This is a genomic window from Alteromonas sp. IB21, from assembly GCF_016405965.1.
GTDB lineage: Bacteria > Pseudomonadota > Gammaproteobacteria > Enterobacterales > Alteromonadaceae > Alteromonas.
The window spans coordinates 23645-39069 of record NZ_JAEFCD010000019.1 but is presented as its reverse complement, the minus strand read 5'-3'; the positions used below and the strand labels follow the sequence as shown (position 1 = coordinate 39069).

The following is a 15425-nucleotide window of genomic DNA, read 5'->3' as shown; positions in this document are numbered from 1 at the left end:
TTTAAAAGAGATAACGAGGACAAATTATGAGTCAAGGTAAGGTCGTCCAAATCATTGGCGCCGTTGTGGACATTGAGTTTCCACAAAGTGCGGTACCAAGAGTTTATGACGCACTACGAGTTACCGAAGGTGACTTGTCAGGTCTAACCCTGGAAGTGCAACAGCAATTAGGTGGCGGTGTTGTTCGTGGCATCGCACTAGGTACTACTGACGGACTAAAACGTGGTCTTGCAGTAGAAAATACCGGTAACCCAATCATGGTTCCAGTGGGTACGAAGACACTAGGTCGTATCATGGACGTATTGGGTAACCCAATCGACGAAGCGGGCCCAATTGGTGAAGAAGAGCGTATGTCTATTCACCGTGAAGCGCCTAGCTACGAAGAGCAGTCTAGCTCGGTAGAACTACTAGAAACTGGTATCAAAGTAATCGACTTGGTTTGCCCATTCGCTAAGGGTGGTAAAGTTGGTCTATTCGGTGGTGCGGGTGTAGGTAAAACCGTAAACATGATGGAACTTATCCGTAACATCGCAATCGAGCACAGCGGTTTCTCAGTATTCGCAGGTGTTGGTGAGCGTACGCGTGAGGGTAACGACTTCTATCACGAAATGAACGATTCAAACGTACTTGATAAAGTATCGCTTGTATACGGTCAGATGAACGAGCCACCGGGTAACCGTCTACGTGTTGCACTTACCGGTCTAACTATGGCTGAGAAGTTCCGTGACGAAGGTCGTGACGTTCTATTCTTCGTAGATAACATCTATCGTTATACCCTAGCAGGTACTGAAGTATCAGCACTTCTAGGTCGTATGCCATCTGCGGTAGGTTACCAGCCTACACTAGCGGAAGAAATGGGTGTACTTCAGGAGCGTATTACGTCAACGAAGACAGGCTCAATCACTTCAATCCAAGCGGTATACGTACCTGCGGATGACTTGACGGACCCATCTCCCGCGACAACCTTTGCTCACTTAGATGCAACGGTAGTACTTTCTCGTGATATCGCGTCTCTTGGTATCTACCCTGCGGTAGACCCACTAGATTCGACGTCTCGTCAGCTAGACCCGCTAGTAATTGGTCAAGAGCACTATGATGTAGCACGTGGCGTACAGACTGTGCTTCAGCGTTACAAAGAGCTGAAAGACATCATCGCGATCCTAGGTATGGACGAACTATCTGAAGAAGACAAGCTAGTGGTATCACGTGCTCGTAAGATTCAGCGTTTCCTATCTCAGCCGTTCTTCGTAGCAGAAGTATTTACTGGTGCACCTGGTAAATATGTATCGCTAAAAGACACAATCAGTGGTTTTAAAGGCATTCTAGACGGTGAGTACGACCACCTTCCAGAACAAGCCTTCTACATGGTTGGTTCTATCGAAGAAGCGCTAGAGAAAGCCAAGAAAGCATAAGTGTGTGGCTAGCTTCGGCTAGCCTAGCATAATGCTAACGTACCTAATCAGGAGGTTCACATGGCAATGACAGTACATTTGGACGTGGTAAGCGCAGAGAAAGCAATTTTCTCAGGACGCGTTGAAGCGATTCAGGTTACAGGTAGCGAAGGTGAGCTGGGTATCCACCCCGGTCACGCGCCACTTATCTCTGCTATTAGACCTGGTATGGTGCGTTTGGTTAAACAGCACGGTGAAGAAGAAGTTATTTATGTTGCTGGTGGTGTACTAGAAGTACAACCTGGTAACGTTACCGTACTGGCTGATACCGCGGTTCGAGCTGAAGATCTTGACGAGCAGGCAGCACAAGAAGCCAAACGACGTGCAGAAGAGCACATCGCCAACCCAGGCGCTGACTTTAACTACGCAGAGGCAGCTCACGAGCTTGCTGAAGCAATTGCTCAACTTCGTCTTATTCAGAAGTTACGCAAATAAAAAGCACAGCTTTGAAAAAACCCGCCAATTGGCGGGTTTTTTATTACCCGCACGAAAAGTAGGCGTTCACATTCTCTTACGTTTATTTCTATTGCTATAACACTACACAAAGCTTATCGTTAACCAGATAGCTTCCAATGAAAATAAAACGTATTACGGTTAAAAAATTCTCTCTTTGTAACCACTGAATAATGTAAATGAAACTCAGCCCTTACACCAATATGCACAAAGGTGCCTCTATTGGCCTATTTCCTCTTTTAACGACATTGGTTTTACTATCAGTGCACTATTTCACAGGTGCCCTTGATTGGCCTGAAGCGGGAAATGTCCGTGCACAGCGTGACTTTAATTCTGCGATTGGTATGTCGATTCTTTCGGGATATTTTTGGCTGTGTCTACAGTTGAATCATAAAAACGTTACAAGCACGCTCATTTCAATATTAGTAAAAACGAACCAGTTAAGCCATCTAAACCAACATAGGGCCATTCTCACGACCAAATTACACATTAATAGCGTCAATTGCCTAATAGTGGCACTATTTATAGCGATGTTATATGTATTTATCGAGGGTTTACTCATCCCAAAAGTGATGCTGCATCAATATCTAATTGCTTTCTCTGCAGTTCTGTTTTGGTTCTTGCTTTTGCTGTGCCTCGTACAGTTATCCTCCTACGTTAACTATTTGAATAAATTTGTTATTAACCAAACGGCAACGGGAATCGATCGATTAAATTCAATTACTTCACTAGCAAGGTTTGCTCTCTTTAATGCAACACTTACTAGCGGAGCTTTAATCCTTTTTCCTATTTTTTGGTTTGGAAAGAGTATTCCGACTTTTGATATTTTGATGACGCTATTATTTTCGCTATTTGTCGCATTTTTTCTTTATAAGCCAGTCATGAATTTGCGCACATTGTGGTTAATTGAGAAAAGAAAAGTTGTCCGCAATCTTAAAGATGAAGACGAGGGTAAAACGAATAAGAGTAACGTTGTACAACTCTCGGAAGTTCAATACGAAGTGGAAGAACTAGAGTCTTTATCTATGAGGCTGTTTTTAGGAAGAGAGAAGCTCAGGCTTCTAGCTTGCACTGCTTTAATCACCTTTTCATGGGCTGCCGTTTTTGGGATTTCTTTAAACAATGCCTAATACAATGAAGAAAAACCTCATTCTCGAATGTCTACTGTATCCATCTTTACTGGTTTTCTCGATGGTTACTCTGCACTTCTTAGCAGGTACGGTGAGGGTAAATATCGACTCGAGTGACGCGCAGCGTGACTTTAACACTGCAATCGGGACAGCATTATTAAGTGGTGTGTTTCTTTTTTCTATTAGAGTTATTCAAAAACAGGCAGCTAAAAATCTGTATTCAATGCTGAATGTTATCGGAAAGCGACATGAGTTTTGGCTACATCGAAAAAAGCTATCAGAACAGTTCGCAAAACATCTGATTTGGTCAGTTGCAGTAAGTTTTATAATGCCTCTTTTGTACATGCTTTCTGAAGGCTTACTAGCTAGGCTCCACGAAAAAGAAGTATTTATCGTTGCAGTAGGGGCCATACCTTTTTGGCTATTACTAACTCTCTTCGTTCTACAACTAATTACAGTTAATAGATACTCCTGGAAGATTTTATTTGGTGGAGACATCGATTTGGTTGATAAGCTTAAGCTTTACAATCGCGTTATGAAAATAGCAATGATAACGTTAACTGCGATTGGTTTGGTACTTGCCGTTATCCCAGTTTTTTGGATAAACCAACCAATTCATTTTTTTGATATAGCCACCCTGATTTTTCTGTTTATCTTAATAGTCTCTTTTCTGTTTGCTCCCTTTATTTATATTGCGCTTATCGTTAGGAAGGTTAAGTATGCGTTGGCAAGAGACATCGAAAAAAGAGTTGATAAGTTAATTAAAGAGAGCGTAGTTTCCGAGAGAAGTCAGGAAATCGAGGAGTTACTCTACATAAAAGAGAAATACTGTAATTAAGAAACGCTCAGACATATTGCGCTAAATGACGTTTGACTGTTCAGTATATTCTTGTACGAACGGTAAAAATGTAGGACTCTTTATTTTTCATTGAAGGGAACCTTTCTCATGCGAATATACGGTGATACACGTTCGGGAAACTGCTATAAAATTCAGCTGCTTTTATCTTTATTGGGTAAGACGTGCGAATGGATAGACGTAGATATTATGAAAGGAGAAACAAGACTTCCCTCCTTCCTAGAGAAAACGCCTAATGGCAAGATTCCCTTGCTTGAGTTAGATGATGGCAGAGTGCTATCTGAGTCTAATGCAATTATGCATTACATTGCTTCCAGTACGCCGTTTGTACCCTCATCGCCTTATCAATTTGCACAGCTATTACAATGGCAGTTCTTTGAACAATATAGTCATGAGCCCTATATTGCTGTTGCTCGATATATAAACGTGTATTTAGGGCTTCCTGCTGAAAAAAAAGCTGAGTATGACGCTAAACAAGCTGGGGGTTATAGAGCGCTTGCCGTCATGGAGCATCAACTTAGCTTAACGCCTTTCTTACTGGGGGATACTATAAGTCTTGCGGATATTTCCTTGTTTGCTTATACCCATGTTGCCCATGAGGGGGGATTTGACCTTTCTGCGTATCCAGCTATTAGAAACTGGATTCAATTGATAAAAGACCAAAAAGGCTTCATTTCTATGGATGCGTAGCAATAACTACGCACTTGTTTATGATAACTTTCTGCGATGGGCTAAAGGACCTTGCCAGTTTCGCTGCAACGCGCTCTGAGCGTTATATAGCGCACTCATATCAGTCTTTTCTAGGTAGCTAATTGCATAAGCTGTAGCCTCAAGTGTTGAAAGAGCGTTATCAACCGATGTGTGGCGAATGAGGTAGTTTGAAAGCGGGGCGTCACTAAAATGAAAAGCGGGAAGTTTTTCTAGCCAAGGGTTCTTTTTAACGATACCAAATGCTTGTTTCCAGCTTCCATCAATAAGCAATAATGTTCTGATTTTGTTTGCTCTACTGTCTGGGATATTCTCTATGGCAATACTCGCTTCGTTAGGATAAATAAGCGCACAGTGTTTATCACTACACTGCTTCGATAAAGCCATCATGTCGTGACTGTTGCTAGCAAATACAACCTGCGTATTAGGTATACACAGAGAGAGCAGTTTAACGGTGTTTTTCGCATGTTGAGCTTCTTTATCATGCTGGATGACCGTTATATTAAGAGACACGTCGACCTCTTTAATATGGTCGCAAATGCAGGTATTTCTGGGATAGGCACAGCGAGCACAATACGGGCGCATAATCTGACTTTTTAATCCCCACGTTAGTAATGGTAAAGTATTCTAAATACAATAAGTAATTAACTGTTAGACTAATATACACGATGGTTAATAAAGCAGTAATATTGCGTGTTGAAAAGACACTCTCTTTAGTACCTGAAGGCTATGTTATCAGTTATGGTTATTTAGCGGATCTATCTGGCCTTCCTGGCAGAGCTAGAATGATGGGGAAGTGTCTGCAGGAAATTGAAGTAGACTGTAATTGGCACCGAGTACTAAGAGCCGATGGTAAAATTGCATTCCCTGTCGGTTCCGCCCGTGCTGATGAGCAGAGAATACGTTTAGTCTCAGAGGGAGTGAACGTGAAGAATGGACGAGTGAATATGAAAAAGTTCGCTTGGTCTCCAGATTTACACACTATATTGTTTGAGTTGAAGTACTAATGTCTCTTTATATGAAAGAGTAATTAGATAAAGGTAAACTGCGTTTACAATGATAAAAAAAATTACGATTGATCAGTTAATGCCTGGCATGTTTGTTCATCAAATACTTGAACAGAAAGGTACATTGACGGTTAAAAGCCAAGGTAAAGTTACTTCTACAGACGTTGTAAATGCACTCAAAAAACGCGGTGTGAAAACGCTTGCCATCGATACAGACAAAAGCTTTGATGTGAGTGAATACCTTCCTTCGGCTTCTTCAGACAGCGCTGAGAACAAGCCTTCTGAAAAAACCTTGCCTGCCATTAAGACAGTGTCGTTAGAAAAAGAACTGACAAGAGCGTCTAAATTACATCAGCAAGGTAAAGACATACAAAAGCTCTTGCTTGCAAGCGTTCAGAAAGAAACACCGTTTGATACCAGTATACCAAAAGCCTTTTCTAACAAACTAGTAGAGTCTGTGGACAGAAACCCAGACGCCCTGCTTTGTTTAACAAAGATTCGTGAAAAAGATGACTATCTCTTAGAGCATTCTCTTAACGTCGCCATTTTGCTTGCCAATTTTGGTAAATATTTAGGGATGTCAGAAGAGGAAGTGCAAGATTTATCATATGCAGGTTTTCTCCACGACCTCGGTAAAATTAAAATTCCGGATGAAATACTTCACAAGCCTGGACGTCTAACTGAAAGCGAGATGGAAGTAATGAAGGGGCATGTTAAACATGGTGTTGATTACCTTGAAAGTATGGATATTGCTGCACCGCTTGTTCGAGCTATTAGTGAGCACCACGAAAGGTTAGACGGTTTGGGTTACCCTGCGGGCAAAAAAGGCGATGCAATCAGTAAAGCGGGCCGAATGCTGGCAATTGCAGATATGTATGACGCACTTACCGCTGATCGTGTTTACAAGCCAGGTATGTCTAGTCAAAAAGCATTTTCAATTTTGATGAGTGATGCTCCTTCGCGGCTTGATAAAGCGCTAGTTCAGCAATTTATTATGTGCTTAGGAGTTTACCCTGTGGGAAGTCTTGTGTTGCTCTCAAATGAGAGGCTTGCCATGGTTTTAGAGCAGAAGGATTCTCCGCTCACTCCGGTAGTCAAAGTGTTCTATTCAGTTCGCAATAGTCATTATTTAACACCAAGAGATATCGACCTTTCAGTGGATAAAACCGTGAATATAGTAAAAGCAGTCATAGCGTCTGATTATAAAATTGATGTGAATGGATTTTTTGAACGCTCAGTTTCTATAGGGTAATCGTAATTCGTTGCTTTTTAGCAACGAATTGTAGGATTTACATAAATTGAGTTAGCTTATTTAGCCCCCTTATCTATGATTCTTTGCTATTTCCCCAGTTTGTTTAGCGTGTGTTCAGGTTAAACATTCTATTATATCGCCCAGATAGAATATCCAAATCTATTCTTTCACTGTTGTTTTATAAAATAAAATTCCAAAAAGTATTAGCCTGTGTGGTTCCTATCAAATTGAAACGTCACACATCGCTTAAGGGGAGTGGAACACTTTTTGCTGCTTTAGCTTAATTAAAGGTTATTAAAACATTTTTAAAATAGAGCTCTTGATGATGTTGTTGTAATAGAAAATCCTTCATTTTTGAGCTTTTAAATTAGAGAAGAGGACGTTATGAAAAAGACTCTCGCTATAAGTTTAATTGCTGCATCTTTAACGGTTGCAGGCTGTGCGACGGATCCGAACAATACACAAAAAGGCGCTGCAATTGGTGCTGTAGTTGGTGCACTACTTGGTAAAGCAACGGGCGATAATGATAAAAGTCGTTATGCTTGGGGTGCTGCCGTGGGTGCAATCGCTGGTGGCGCAATTGGTAACTATATGGATAAGCAGGAAGAGGAACTCAGAAGTGAGCTTTCTGACACTGGTGTTCAAGTAGTACGCGAAGGTGACAACCTACGCCTTATCATGCCGGGAGATATAACCTTTGCTACCGACAGCTCTAGTATCAGTCCAAACTTCAATCCTGTACTTCAGGACGTAGCGAAAGTGGTTAATAACTACGAAAAAACCGTATTAATGATTAAAGGTCATACTGACGATACGGGGTCCGAGCAGTACAATCAGTCCCTATCTGAGCGTCGTGCTGGTGCCGTTAAAAATCTGTTGATTAACTACTCGGTAAATCCTACTCGTATCACAACGGTGGGTATGGGTGAATACGCACCGAAAGTACCGAATAATAGCTCAGCTAACCGTTCAATGAACCGTCGTGTTGAAATGGAAATTCAGCCTCTGACGCAGTCGAATACATAAATAGTTGGTTATATGTGAACAGTAAAGCCCCTTTTAAGGGGCTTTTATCATTTCATTGCTTTAATTTTTGCTGCTACTTCACCTGCAATTTCGTTTGGGATGGGAATGGTCAAGTGATATTGGGTTACTTTCCAACGGCCAGCTTTCTTAATTAACACTCCCGTACCTCGTGTTTCACCGAGTTTTTCATTATCGAGAAGCTCGTCAAACCAGGCTACGTCTTTATCTGGGGAAAAATATACATGCCTTTCCTTTGGAAGATAAGTCCAGCCGTGACCTTTGTCAAAATGGGGTTTCGCATAGGCTTCAAACGCTTCTTTACTCCACACTTCAGACGCATCTGTACCAATGAACACAGCACTTTCATCATAAAGTGCAAAATAGCGGTCGAAGCTGGCAACAGAGGCGGTCTCGTGTAAGGAATTAAGAACGTCATCAACAGACTTACGATCATCGTTCGCGATAGCCGACCATGACATCACCAAAATAACCGTTGCCATCAAGTGTTTCATTTTTATTCCTCAGTAATATATCACTGTTATTGTCAGTGTCTTTTAAGACATAACGTAAAGTCCACCGCATATGACACGCTCAGTAATTTTACAGGCGGCTGGTCATAAGTGAGTTAGTCTGGTTCATACTTCATACTTCATACTTCATACTTCATGTTTCACATGAAACAACGTCCATAACGGCGAGCAATTCGCAAAAACGGGTTTATGTAACATGTACGAGCACTTCGCTTAACTAAGATATGACAATGCAGCACCAAATTCTCGTATAAACAGTGCCGCCTCAACGACGAGATATCTCATCACGAGATATTAACATTAAAAGTTTATTGTAGATTCCCTAACGACCAGTGATGGCTCAAAACACTGCTGGACTATATTAGTTTGTCCATACACTTTATTTAAAATATATCTGGCAGACATCTCCGCTATATCAGCGACAGGGTTACTTACCGTAGTTAATCTCGGAAAGACGTGATGTGCAAAAACGATGTCATCGAAACCTACGATAGATAGGTCCTGTGGAAGACTCATTCCTAACTCTCTTGCACAGCTAATGGCGCCCGACGCCATCCAATCATTCGCACAGACAAGTGCAGAAAAAGGTAAGTCGCGTGCCATTAACTCTAACAGACCAATCGCTCCATCTTCTTCGGAATAATCACCGTTAAATATGAGTTGTGGGTTTCCAACTATTCCTGCCTCAATAAGTGCTCGCTTGTGCCCTTTTAACCGTAGACAAGCATCTACTTTATTATTAGGGCCTGATATGTAAGCAATATTTTTATGACCCAATTCAAGTAAATGTCGAGTTGCTAAATACCCTCCTTTTTCGTTATCTAACGTGAAACACGCCTCAGGAAGTCCATCAACATTTCTATTTACTAACGAGATAGGCAGTTTGGTCTGATTTAAATTTAGAAGGTAGTCATCAGTTAATGACTCTGAATACATAATCAACGCGTCGCAGTTCCGGCTTATCAGGAAGTCTACGGCATCTTTCTCGGTTTCTAGGCAGTTGCGCCCTGCCGTCATGATGACATGTTTATCATGTGCGCGTAATGTGGATTCAACAGCCTGCATAAGATCGCCGTAAAATGGCACGTTAAGTTCTGGGACAAGTAAGCCAACGCTGTCTGTTCTACTGTTCGCTAGCGAACGTGCTACAGAGTTTGGACGGTAGTTCAGTTCTTTAATCGCTTGGTCCACCCGCTCCTTCAACGCTTTATTTACCGAAGCCTTCCCATTTAAAACACGGGATACTGTAGATAAAGAAACGCCCGCCTTTTCGGCAACTTCGTAAATAGTAGGCACGTGATAACACCCCGTTATTGTAGCTAAATGCATTGCGTCCAATGTTTATTATGACGGCATAACTGCTTATTTACTACGTAGGATCTTCAAGATAAGGGGCAATGTCTAGAACGTGAGCGTAACCGCTTCGTTATAAAAAAATTAGAAAACATATTTCTATTCAATATCTTATCCTCTATGAAATGCTGCCTTGTCTTTGGGAAAGCGGTTTCCTAAATTCATTAGAATATGTATTGGAAATAGAAAGCGCTTTCTTAAAGAGGGTAACTCGCTGGGCTTTAGTGCGTTTTCGCAAAGTAAATTAAGATAGAAATGCTGGACCTAACTAATACGTAAGGTCACTGCTGATAAAAATACTGATATAAAAAATCAAAATATGGCGGGGAAAAAGCTCTGGACTAATCAATGGGCACCAGAGCTCTATGTCATTGTTAGATGACTTATCTGTACATCGATAACTTACTCTATATTCTGGATCTGCTCATTGAGTAGCGGCCTAGATCCTAACAAACTCAATGATTTACCGAAAAGAAACCGTTCAAAAATGCCTGTTTGCCCACCAAACTGCCCACCACTTGCTTATGGCTTTTACTAAATCTTAGTGGTTAGCAATGGAAAAACAGTGCCGTTTTTATGCTGCTGTTAGAGCTAAAACATAGCAGTTTTGAAGGGCTTTATCGAGTGATTTTTCAACACCTCATCCGTTAGAGGATACAATAGTACCCAATTTCTGTTTTATTTGGCTATAATGGACATAACTGTATCCATTTGGTCTTTGCGGATGAATTTTACCTTACTTGATGATACCGAAGTAAGCCAAGCCTATGCGGCTTATTTACGAGAGTTACGAAAGCAGGCAAAGCTGTCACGCGCTGCGCTGGCAGAGCGAAGCTGCGTGCCTGCGTCCACCATCAAGAAATTTGAGCTGACCGGGCAAATTTCATTTCGCCAATTGCTGTTGCTTTGGCAAACACTTGATTCGCTAGATAGGCTTTATCAGCTCACACAACCTAGCAAAGAGCGTGCTGCTATACCCACGAGTATTGATGAGGTGCTAAAAGATGAGTTTTAAACCCATTCAGAAGCTTAATGTTACTCGAACGCTAAGCTCAGGTGAGCAGGTTGCTGTAGGGGTCTTGGCGCAGAATCGCCAAGGTGTTTTTTTCCAGTATGCAGACAGTTATTTGCAGCAGTTTGGCAACTTATCACCTTTTACCTTGCATGCGAACGCGCAAGTTCAAGCCGCACCTAAAGCGCCTCATCAAGGAGTACATGGGGTATTTGGAGATTGTTTACCCGATGGCTGGGGCATGCTGTTGCAAGATCGTATTTTCCGGCAACAGGGCATTTTGCCTAATCAATTAACGGCGATGGACCGGCTGGCTTTTGTTGGTGATAAAGGCATGGGAGCGCTGTCTTTTTCTCCGGTGTCTGAGTTTTCAGCCACGACGAACGCTGACATTGATTTAGCTATTTTAGGCTTAGAAGCGCAAACGCTGTTCGATGCTTCAATGTCAGAGTATATGGACGACAACCAAGATGAGTTAGATGGGCATACTCAACAGGTTTTGGCCGCATTAGTCGCCGGAGGGAGTTCGGGTGGGGCAAGACCAAAGGCACAGATTTATATGCCTGCTGGAGAAACTAACCAATGCCGAGCCTTTGCAAAGCCAGGAGATGAGGCTTGGCTGATTAAGTTTACCTCTAAAAATCTCGCACTCGGCCATGAAGAAGGTTTGTGCGAGGCGGTTTATTTACAAATGGCCGAACTTGTTAAGTGTCAACCACCGCAATGGCAACTCATTGAAGCACCGACTACCAGCAGTGCGGTTGCTTGGTTGGCGCTGAAGCGTTTTGATTATGTCACGGAGCAGACCAATTTAAGCGGCAATCGCAGTTCAGGTCGCCTGCATATGCACAGCGCTTGCGGGCTACTGGATGCTGACTTTAGAGCGCCAAGTTTAGATTACATTGATTTAATTAAAGCTAGCCGTCAGTTGTGTAAATCGCCAGCGGCTGGACAGCTGCAATTTCGCCGTGCCGTTTTTAACCTGCTGTCGTCTAACCAAGACGACCACAGTAAAAACTGGGCGTTTTTGCAAGCGGATGACGGTCAATGGAACCCTGCACCTTTTTACGATGTTACTTACAGCCCACATCCATTCAACGAACACGCCACTGCGTTCGGCGGTTATGGCAAAGCGCCACCACTTAAGGTGATGCAAAAACTTGCTACCAGTGCTGGCTTTTCGAATTGGAATGATGCAAGGCAAGTCATTGAAGAAGTCGCAGAAGCCATCAGCCAATTTACGTATCTGGCACAGCAGCAAGGGGTTAGCAAAACCACAGTATCTGCAATTGCTAAGACATTGGATCAGCGCAAACAGGAAAATGCAGCGCTTTTTCAATGAAAGTAAAACAAACTTTTCAATTCACAATAAATACAAGGTCTACAGGTTGTTACCCATAAAGTCACTTTGTGTAGACCTCCAACCTCTGCATTCCCCCGTTCGGTAAAACGCATAGACGAGTACTCAACTTGTATTGCACACTTTTACGCGCATAAAAGTGCGGAATTTTACATTTTTATGCGCATAAAAGTGTAATTTGGTTCTTATTGAGTATAAAACAGCCCTTTAATAGCTATCTTTCTTCTCTGAAGCTGACCTTGCTGGCCAAGTTTTAGTCATGTGGATATGGGCTACTGCTGCACTTATTTTTTATTCAGCAATTGGATGTCTTGCAGCTTTCTTCCCAGCTCGTCATCACGGGCAACCTTGGTTAGGTCGTCTAACAAGCCTAGGACTGCCAAAACCTTAACGTAGTGACCAAGTGAAACGGAAGGATCACCTTTTGATATTTTACGCAGTGTTGGCTTAGAAATCCCTGTCCTACTATGCATCATTTCTTGAGTAATGCCGCGTCTCTTCATCGCCAATGTTAAGTTTTCGCCCAAGATGTTTAACATCTTCCTTTGTCTAGGGAATATGACCGCAGTGCGTTTTGATTTTGGCTCGACAGTATCCATAATGAAACTATGTTTTCTTAAATCTTAATTTAGTGAAATTATAGTTTCACTTTTATCTTCAAGTTGTAAAGCAATAAATTGCCATCTCTCGAAGTAAAGTGAGCCAAGACCTGAACAGGTCATGTCGATTTTTTACTGTTTTTTCGACATGACTTTCTTGTGTGTCGATACACTCGACATATCAACACTCAATCCATACGACTCACCAAAACTGAGTTTTGAGTAGGAAACTTCAAAGCAGTACGCCATCCCTTGGGCTTTTGGGGCAGTCTGGGCAAAGCCTTAATTCACGCCACTTAGCAATACGCTAACCCTGCCCACAGGGTATTTATGACTTGGGGCATTATGTAAATTCTGGGGCAAGTAGCTACTTGTACCCTCAGAAAGCTGCACGATCTGGGCATTTATCTGCCTACTGCGTCCGTTTAGCACTGGCAAACTCCTAACTGAACTTAACAGATCAGTGAGGAAGCAAACGATGAACCCAACTACACAATCACCCACAAACTCAGTACACCCAGCGCGTCAGCAGCGGATTTTGCGCTTGCCCGAGGTAAAGGCCAAAACAGGCTTTGGCCGCAGTACCATTTATGCCCTGATGGCCAGCGGTGAATTTCCACGTTCCATTCGTATTGGTGCGCGTGCCGTGGGCTGGTTAGAAAGCGATATCGACCAGTGGATTGAAACCCGCCGTATCGGTGCTGCTTATGGCCGTGGATAAACCATCAGCATCAAACCAACTACCTTCCAGTGATATGGATAGCAAAGTGCCAACATTACCGGCTGGTTTTGCCTATAACGCGCAAAACTGGCTGGTGATGCAACCGGCAGGGCAAGATAGCCCAGTTAATATCTGCTCTTGGCTGCAAGTGGCCGCCCGCACCCGCGATCCGCAAGGGGACAACTACGGCTATTTATTGCACTGGTTAGACGATGACAATCGCCATCGCTACTGGGCTATGCCAGCAGAACTCTTAGCCGGAGACGGCAGTGAGTACCGTCGGATATTACTCAGCCGAGGCATGCGGCTGAGTAACAGTGTAAAAGCGCGGCAGTTGCTCTCGCTGTTTATTCAACAAATGGGCGAACTGGCCACGCAAAAGGCCATTAGCGTGAACTGCATTGGCTGGCATCACCACGCTTATGTGCATCCGCGCCTCACCTTTTACCCAAGCGAACACAGCAACAACCCGCGCATGGTGCTGCAAACCATGCACCCGATAGAAGGCTTTATTCAACAAGGCAGTAGCGACAGTTGGCGGCAGCACGTTGGCCGTTATTGTCTGGATAACCCGCTATTAATTGTTGGCGTTTGTGCTGCACTGGCTGCCCCTTTGTTGAACTTGTGTGGGGTGGATGGTTTTGGTTTACACCTCTACGGTGCCAGTAGTACCGGTAAAACTGCAGCGCTGTATCCGGCGTTATCGGTGTGGGGCGAGCCTAATCAGCTGCGCCACAGTTGGCGTGCCACGGCCAACGGTTTAGAAGGCACTGCGTTAGCCCATAACGATGCCTTACTGGCGCTCGATGAAATGGGCGAAGTTGACCCCAAGGAGGCGGGCGATGTCGCTTATATGCTTGCCAATGGCCAAGGTAAAACCCGTGCAGGCAAATACGGTGAAATGCGCTTACCCGCCCGTTGGCGTTTGGTGTTTTTATCCACTGGCGAAGTGACGCTTGAAAGCCACCTTGCCAGTATTGGTAAGCGAGTAAAAGCGGGGCAGCAAGTGCGCGTGATTGATCTCAGTGCCGATGCTGGAGCGCAAATAGGCGTGTTTAACCAGAGTCATGGTATGAACGCCGCCGATTTAGCCGATCACCTAAAACAGCAAAGCCGCCAACATTACGGCAGTTTGGCCTTGGACTGGTTACGTTATTTAACGCAGCACAGCGCACAGGTGCGCCCCGTTTTCCAAAACGTACGCCAACGTTTTTTATCCAGCTTGCCTCCCGAGGCTGACGGCCAAGTGCGTCGAGTAGCCGAAAAGTTTGCCTTACTGGCCAGCGCTGGGTTGTTAGCCATTCAAGCCAAAGTACTCGATTGGCCAACCCAAAGTGTCGAGGCAGCCTGTTTAAGCCAGCTTAACCAATGGATACTCGCCCGCGGTGGTGTGGCTGCCAATGAAGACCAACAAGCCATTCGCCAGGTGCGCAGCTTTATTGAGCAGCATGGCGAAAGCCGCTTTACGCCCAAACAAACCGGTTACAGCAGCCAAGTACGCCAACGCGCGGGCTGGGTTGATACTACAGGCCCACAAACTCTCTACCTGTTTTACCCAACTGGCTGGCGTGAAGCCACCGAAGGCCTAAGCCCAGATCGCGCCGCCAAAGCGCTGATGGCCGCAGGCTACCTAATCCCCGATGGCAACCGCCCACAGCGCAAAGTCAGCCTGCCCGACAACACCCGCCCACGCATGTACTGCGTGAAAGGCAGTATTTTGGACGACTAACGAGGCGATGAATCATGTGTGGGCTTGTCGCCTAGCAGTAAACCGCCAGTCAACATAAATAGCTAGCGATGCTTGAAGTCCAACGCAGACAATACCGCTAGAGGCATTCCCGTGAACCGCCAGCGTACCAACAACCAGCACCGAACGAATAACAAATACGCTCAATTATTTGGTTTTAACTCAAATAAGTTGAGAATAATCATAATCGTGGTAGGGTAAGCAACAGTGAAAAATCCCC

16 protein-coding genes are annotated in these 15425 nt (G+C 43.8%); 12 read left to right on the top strand and 4 right to left on the bottom strand.

The window, feature by feature from the left end; genetic code table 11:
• The first annotated feature begins 26 nt into the window (after positions 1 to 26).
• The 5 genes from atpD (at position 27) to JC525_RS13370 (ending at position 4580) form a co-directional block, all read left to right on the top strand.
• The gene (atpD, locus tag JC525_RS13390) at positions 27 to 1412 is read left to right on the top strand and encodes a F0F1 ATP synthase subunit beta (RefSeq protein WP_173359263.1); all 1386 of its coding nucleotides are present in this window, start codon (positions 27 to 29) and stop codon (positions 1410 to 1412) included.
• 60 nt (positions 1413 to 1472) lie between these two features.
• Positions 1473 to 1886 carry a F0F1 ATP synthase subunit epsilon gene (locus tag JC525_RS13385; protein ID WP_198816271.1) on the top strand — a complete coding sequence of 138 codons (414 nt, stop codon included), beginning with the start codon at positions 1473 to 1475 and terminating at the stop codon, positions 1884 to 1886.
• 197 nt (positions 1887 to 2083) lie between these two features.
• Positions 2084 to 3034, top strand: coding sequence for a hypothetical protein (locus JC525_RS13380; RefSeq protein WP_198816270.1), 951 nt, complete (start codon positions 2084 to 2086; stop codon positions 3032 to 3034).
• Complete coding sequence (locus JC525_RS13375) at positions 3027 to 3872, top strand: hypothetical protein (RefSeq protein WP_198816269.1); 846 nt, start codon at positions 3027 to 3029, stop codon at positions 3870 to 3872. The genes JC525_RS13380 and JC525_RS13375 overlap by 8 nt, the downstream gene beginning before the upstream one ends.
• Before the next feature lie 108 nt (positions 3873 to 3980).
• Positions 3981 to 4580, top strand: coding sequence for a glutathione S-transferase family protein (locus JC525_RS13370; protein WP_198816268.1), 600 nt, complete (start codon positions 3981 to 3983; stop codon positions 4578 to 4580).
• Positions 4581 to 4598: 18 nt separating this feature from the next.
• Here the strand turns inward: JC525_RS13370 and JC525_RS13365 are convergent, their stop codons facing one another.
• Positions 4599 to 5183, bottom strand: a complete 585-nt coding sequence (locus JC525_RS13365) for a tRNA-uridine aminocarboxypropyltransferase (protein ID WP_198816267.1) — start codon at positions 5181 to 5183, stop codon at positions 4599 to 4601.
• A gap of 83 nt (positions 5184 to 5266) precedes the next feature.
• On the opposite strand from JC525_RS13365, the gene JC525_RS13360 reads away from it, so the two are divergent.
• From JC525_RS13360 to JC525_RS13350, 3 genes are all read left to right on the top strand, one after another.
• The gene (locus JC525_RS13360) at positions 5267 to 5605 is read left to right on the top strand and encodes an MGMT family protein (protein WP_198816266.1); all 339 of its coding nucleotides are present in this window, start codon (positions 5267 to 5269) and stop codon (positions 5603 to 5605) included.
• A gap of 49 nt (positions 5606 to 5654) precedes the next feature.
• Positions 5655 to 6857: an HD-GYP domain-containing protein gene (locus tag JC525_RS13355; protein WP_198816265.1), complete on the top strand. Its 1203-nt coding sequence runs from the start codon at positions 5655 to 5657 to the stop codon at positions 6855 to 6857.
• A gap of 384 nt (positions 6858 to 7241) precedes the next feature.
• Positions 7242 to 7883 carry an OmpA family protein gene (locus JC525_RS13350; protein WP_198816264.1) on the top strand — a complete coding sequence of 214 codons (642 nt, stop codon included), beginning with the start codon at positions 7242 to 7244 and terminating at the stop codon, positions 7881 to 7883.
• A 47-nt stretch (positions 7884 to 7930) separates the two neighbouring features.
• Here the strand turns inward: JC525_RS13350 and JC525_RS13345 are convergent, their stop codons facing one another.
• Together JC525_RS13345 and JC525_RS13340 are read right to left on the bottom strand one after the other, a co-directional pair.
• Complete coding sequence (locus tag JC525_RS13345; RefSeq protein WP_198816263.1) at positions 7931 to 8395, bottom strand: nuclear transport factor 2 family protein; 465 nt, start codon at positions 8393 to 8395, stop codon at positions 7931 to 7933.
• A 318-nt stretch (positions 8396 to 8713) separates the two neighbouring features.
• On the bottom strand, positions 8714 to 9709 hold the full coding sequence (locus JC525_RS13340) for a LacI family DNA-binding transcriptional regulator (RefSeq protein ID WP_198816262.1): 996 nt from the start codon (positions 9707 to 9709) through the stop codon (positions 8714 to 8716).
• Between the two features lie 781 nt (positions 9710 to 10490).
• Between JC525_RS13340 and JC525_RS13335 the strand changes: the two genes are divergently transcribed.
• Together JC525_RS13335 and JC525_RS13330 are read left to right on the top strand one after the other, a co-directional pair.
• The gene (locus JC525_RS13335) at positions 10491 to 10781 is read left to right on the top strand and encodes a helix-turn-helix domain-containing protein (RefSeq protein WP_198816261.1); all 291 of its coding nucleotides are present in this window, start codon (positions 10491 to 10493) and stop codon (positions 10779 to 10781) included.
• Positions 10771 to 12120: a type II toxin-antitoxin system HipA family toxin gene (locus tag JC525_RS13330; RefSeq protein ID WP_198816260.1), complete on the top strand. Its 1350-nt coding sequence runs from the start codon at positions 10771 to 10773 to the stop codon at positions 12118 to 12120. Before JC525_RS13335 ends, JC525_RS13330 begins: the two co-directional genes overlap by 11 nt.
• Before the next feature lie 302 nt (positions 12121 to 12422).
• Here the strand turns inward: JC525_RS13330 and JC525_RS13325 are convergent, their stop codons facing one another.
• A complete protein-coding gene (locus tag JC525_RS13325; RefSeq protein ID WP_012518681.1) occupies positions 12423 to 12737 on the bottom strand; it encodes a helix-turn-helix domain-containing protein in 315 nt (104 codons plus the stop codon).
• Between the two features lie 478 nt (positions 12738 to 13215).
• On the opposite strand from JC525_RS13325, the gene JC525_RS13320 reads away from it, so the two are divergent.
• The gene (locus JC525_RS13320; RefSeq protein ID WP_031214901.1) at positions 13216 to 13458 is read left to right on the top strand and encodes a helix-turn-helix transcriptional regulator; all 243 of its coding nucleotides are present in this window, start codon (positions 13216 to 13218) and stop codon (positions 13456 to 13458) included.
• On the top strand, positions 13445 to 15187 hold the full coding sequence (locus JC525_RS13315) for a DUF927 domain-containing protein (RefSeq protein ID WP_198816259.1): 1743 nt from the start codon (positions 13445 to 13447) through the stop codon (positions 15185 to 15187). Before JC525_RS13320 ends, JC525_RS13315 begins: the two co-directional genes overlap by 14 nt.
• Positions 15188 to 15425: the final 238 nt, after the last annotated feature.

What these genes read in the sequence shown, in the direction of transcription:
- JC525_RS13335 (WP_198816261.1), top strand. Translation starts at nt 10,491, where the DNA reads ATGAATTTTACCTTACTTGATGATACCGAAGTAAGCCAAGCCTATGCG.
- JC525_RS13385 (WP_198816271.1), top strand. Translation starts at nt 1,473, where the DNA reads ATGGCAATGACAGTACATTTGGACGTGGTAAGCGCAGAGAAAGCAATT.
- JC525_RS13330 (WP_198816260.1), top strand. Translation starts at nt 10,771, where the DNA reads ATGAGTTTTAAACCCATTCAGAAGCTTAATGTTACTCGAACGCTAAGC.
- JC525_RS13350 (WP_198816264.1), top strand. Translation starts at nt 7,242, where the DNA reads ATGAAAAAGACTCTCGCTATAAGTTTAATTGCTGCATCTTTAACGGTT.
- JC525_RS13325 (WP_012518681.1), bottom strand. Translation starts at nt 12,737, where the DNA reads ATGGATACTGTCGAGCCAAAATCAAAACGCACTGCGGTCATATTCCCT.
- JC525_RS13360 (WP_198816266.1), top strand. Translation starts at nt 5,267, where the DNA reads ATGGTTAATAAAGCAGTAATATTGCGTGTTGAAAAGACACTCTCTTTA.
- JC525_RS13315 (WP_198816259.1), top strand. Translation starts at nt 13,445, where the DNA reads ATGGCCGTGGATAAACCATCAGCATCAAACCAACTACCTTCCAGTGAT.
- JC525_RS13320 (WP_031214901.1), top strand. Translation starts at nt 13,216, where the DNA reads ATGAACCCAACTACACAATCACCCACAAACTCAGTACACCCAGCGCGT.
- JC525_RS13370 (WP_198816268.1), top strand. Translation starts at nt 3,981, where the DNA reads ATGCGAATATACGGTGATACACGTTCGGGAAACTGCTATAAAATTCAG.
- JC525_RS13380 (WP_198816270.1), top strand. Translation starts at nt 2,084, where the DNA reads ATGAAACTCAGCCCTTACACCAATATGCACAAAGGTGCCTCTATTGGC.
- JC525_RS13375 (WP_198816269.1), top strand. Translation starts at nt 3,027, where the DNA reads ATGCCTAATACAATGAAGAAAAACCTCATTCTCGAATGTCTACTGTAT.
- atpD (WP_173359263.1), top strand. Translation starts at nt 27, where the DNA reads ATGAGTCAAGGTAAGGTCGTCCAAATCATTGGCGCCGTTGTGGACATT.
- JC525_RS13345 (WP_198816263.1), bottom strand. Translation starts at nt 8,395, where the DNA reads ATGAAACACTTGATGGCAACGGTTATTTTGGTGATGTCATGGTCGGCT.
- JC525_RS13355 (WP_198816265.1), top strand. Translation starts at nt 5,655, where the DNA reads ATGATAAAAAAAATTACGATTGATCAGTTAATGCCTGGCATGTTTGTT.
- JC525_RS13365 (WP_198816267.1), bottom strand. Translation starts at nt 5,183, where the DNA reads ATGCGCCCGTATTGTGCTCGCTGTGCCTATCCCAGAAATACCTGCATT.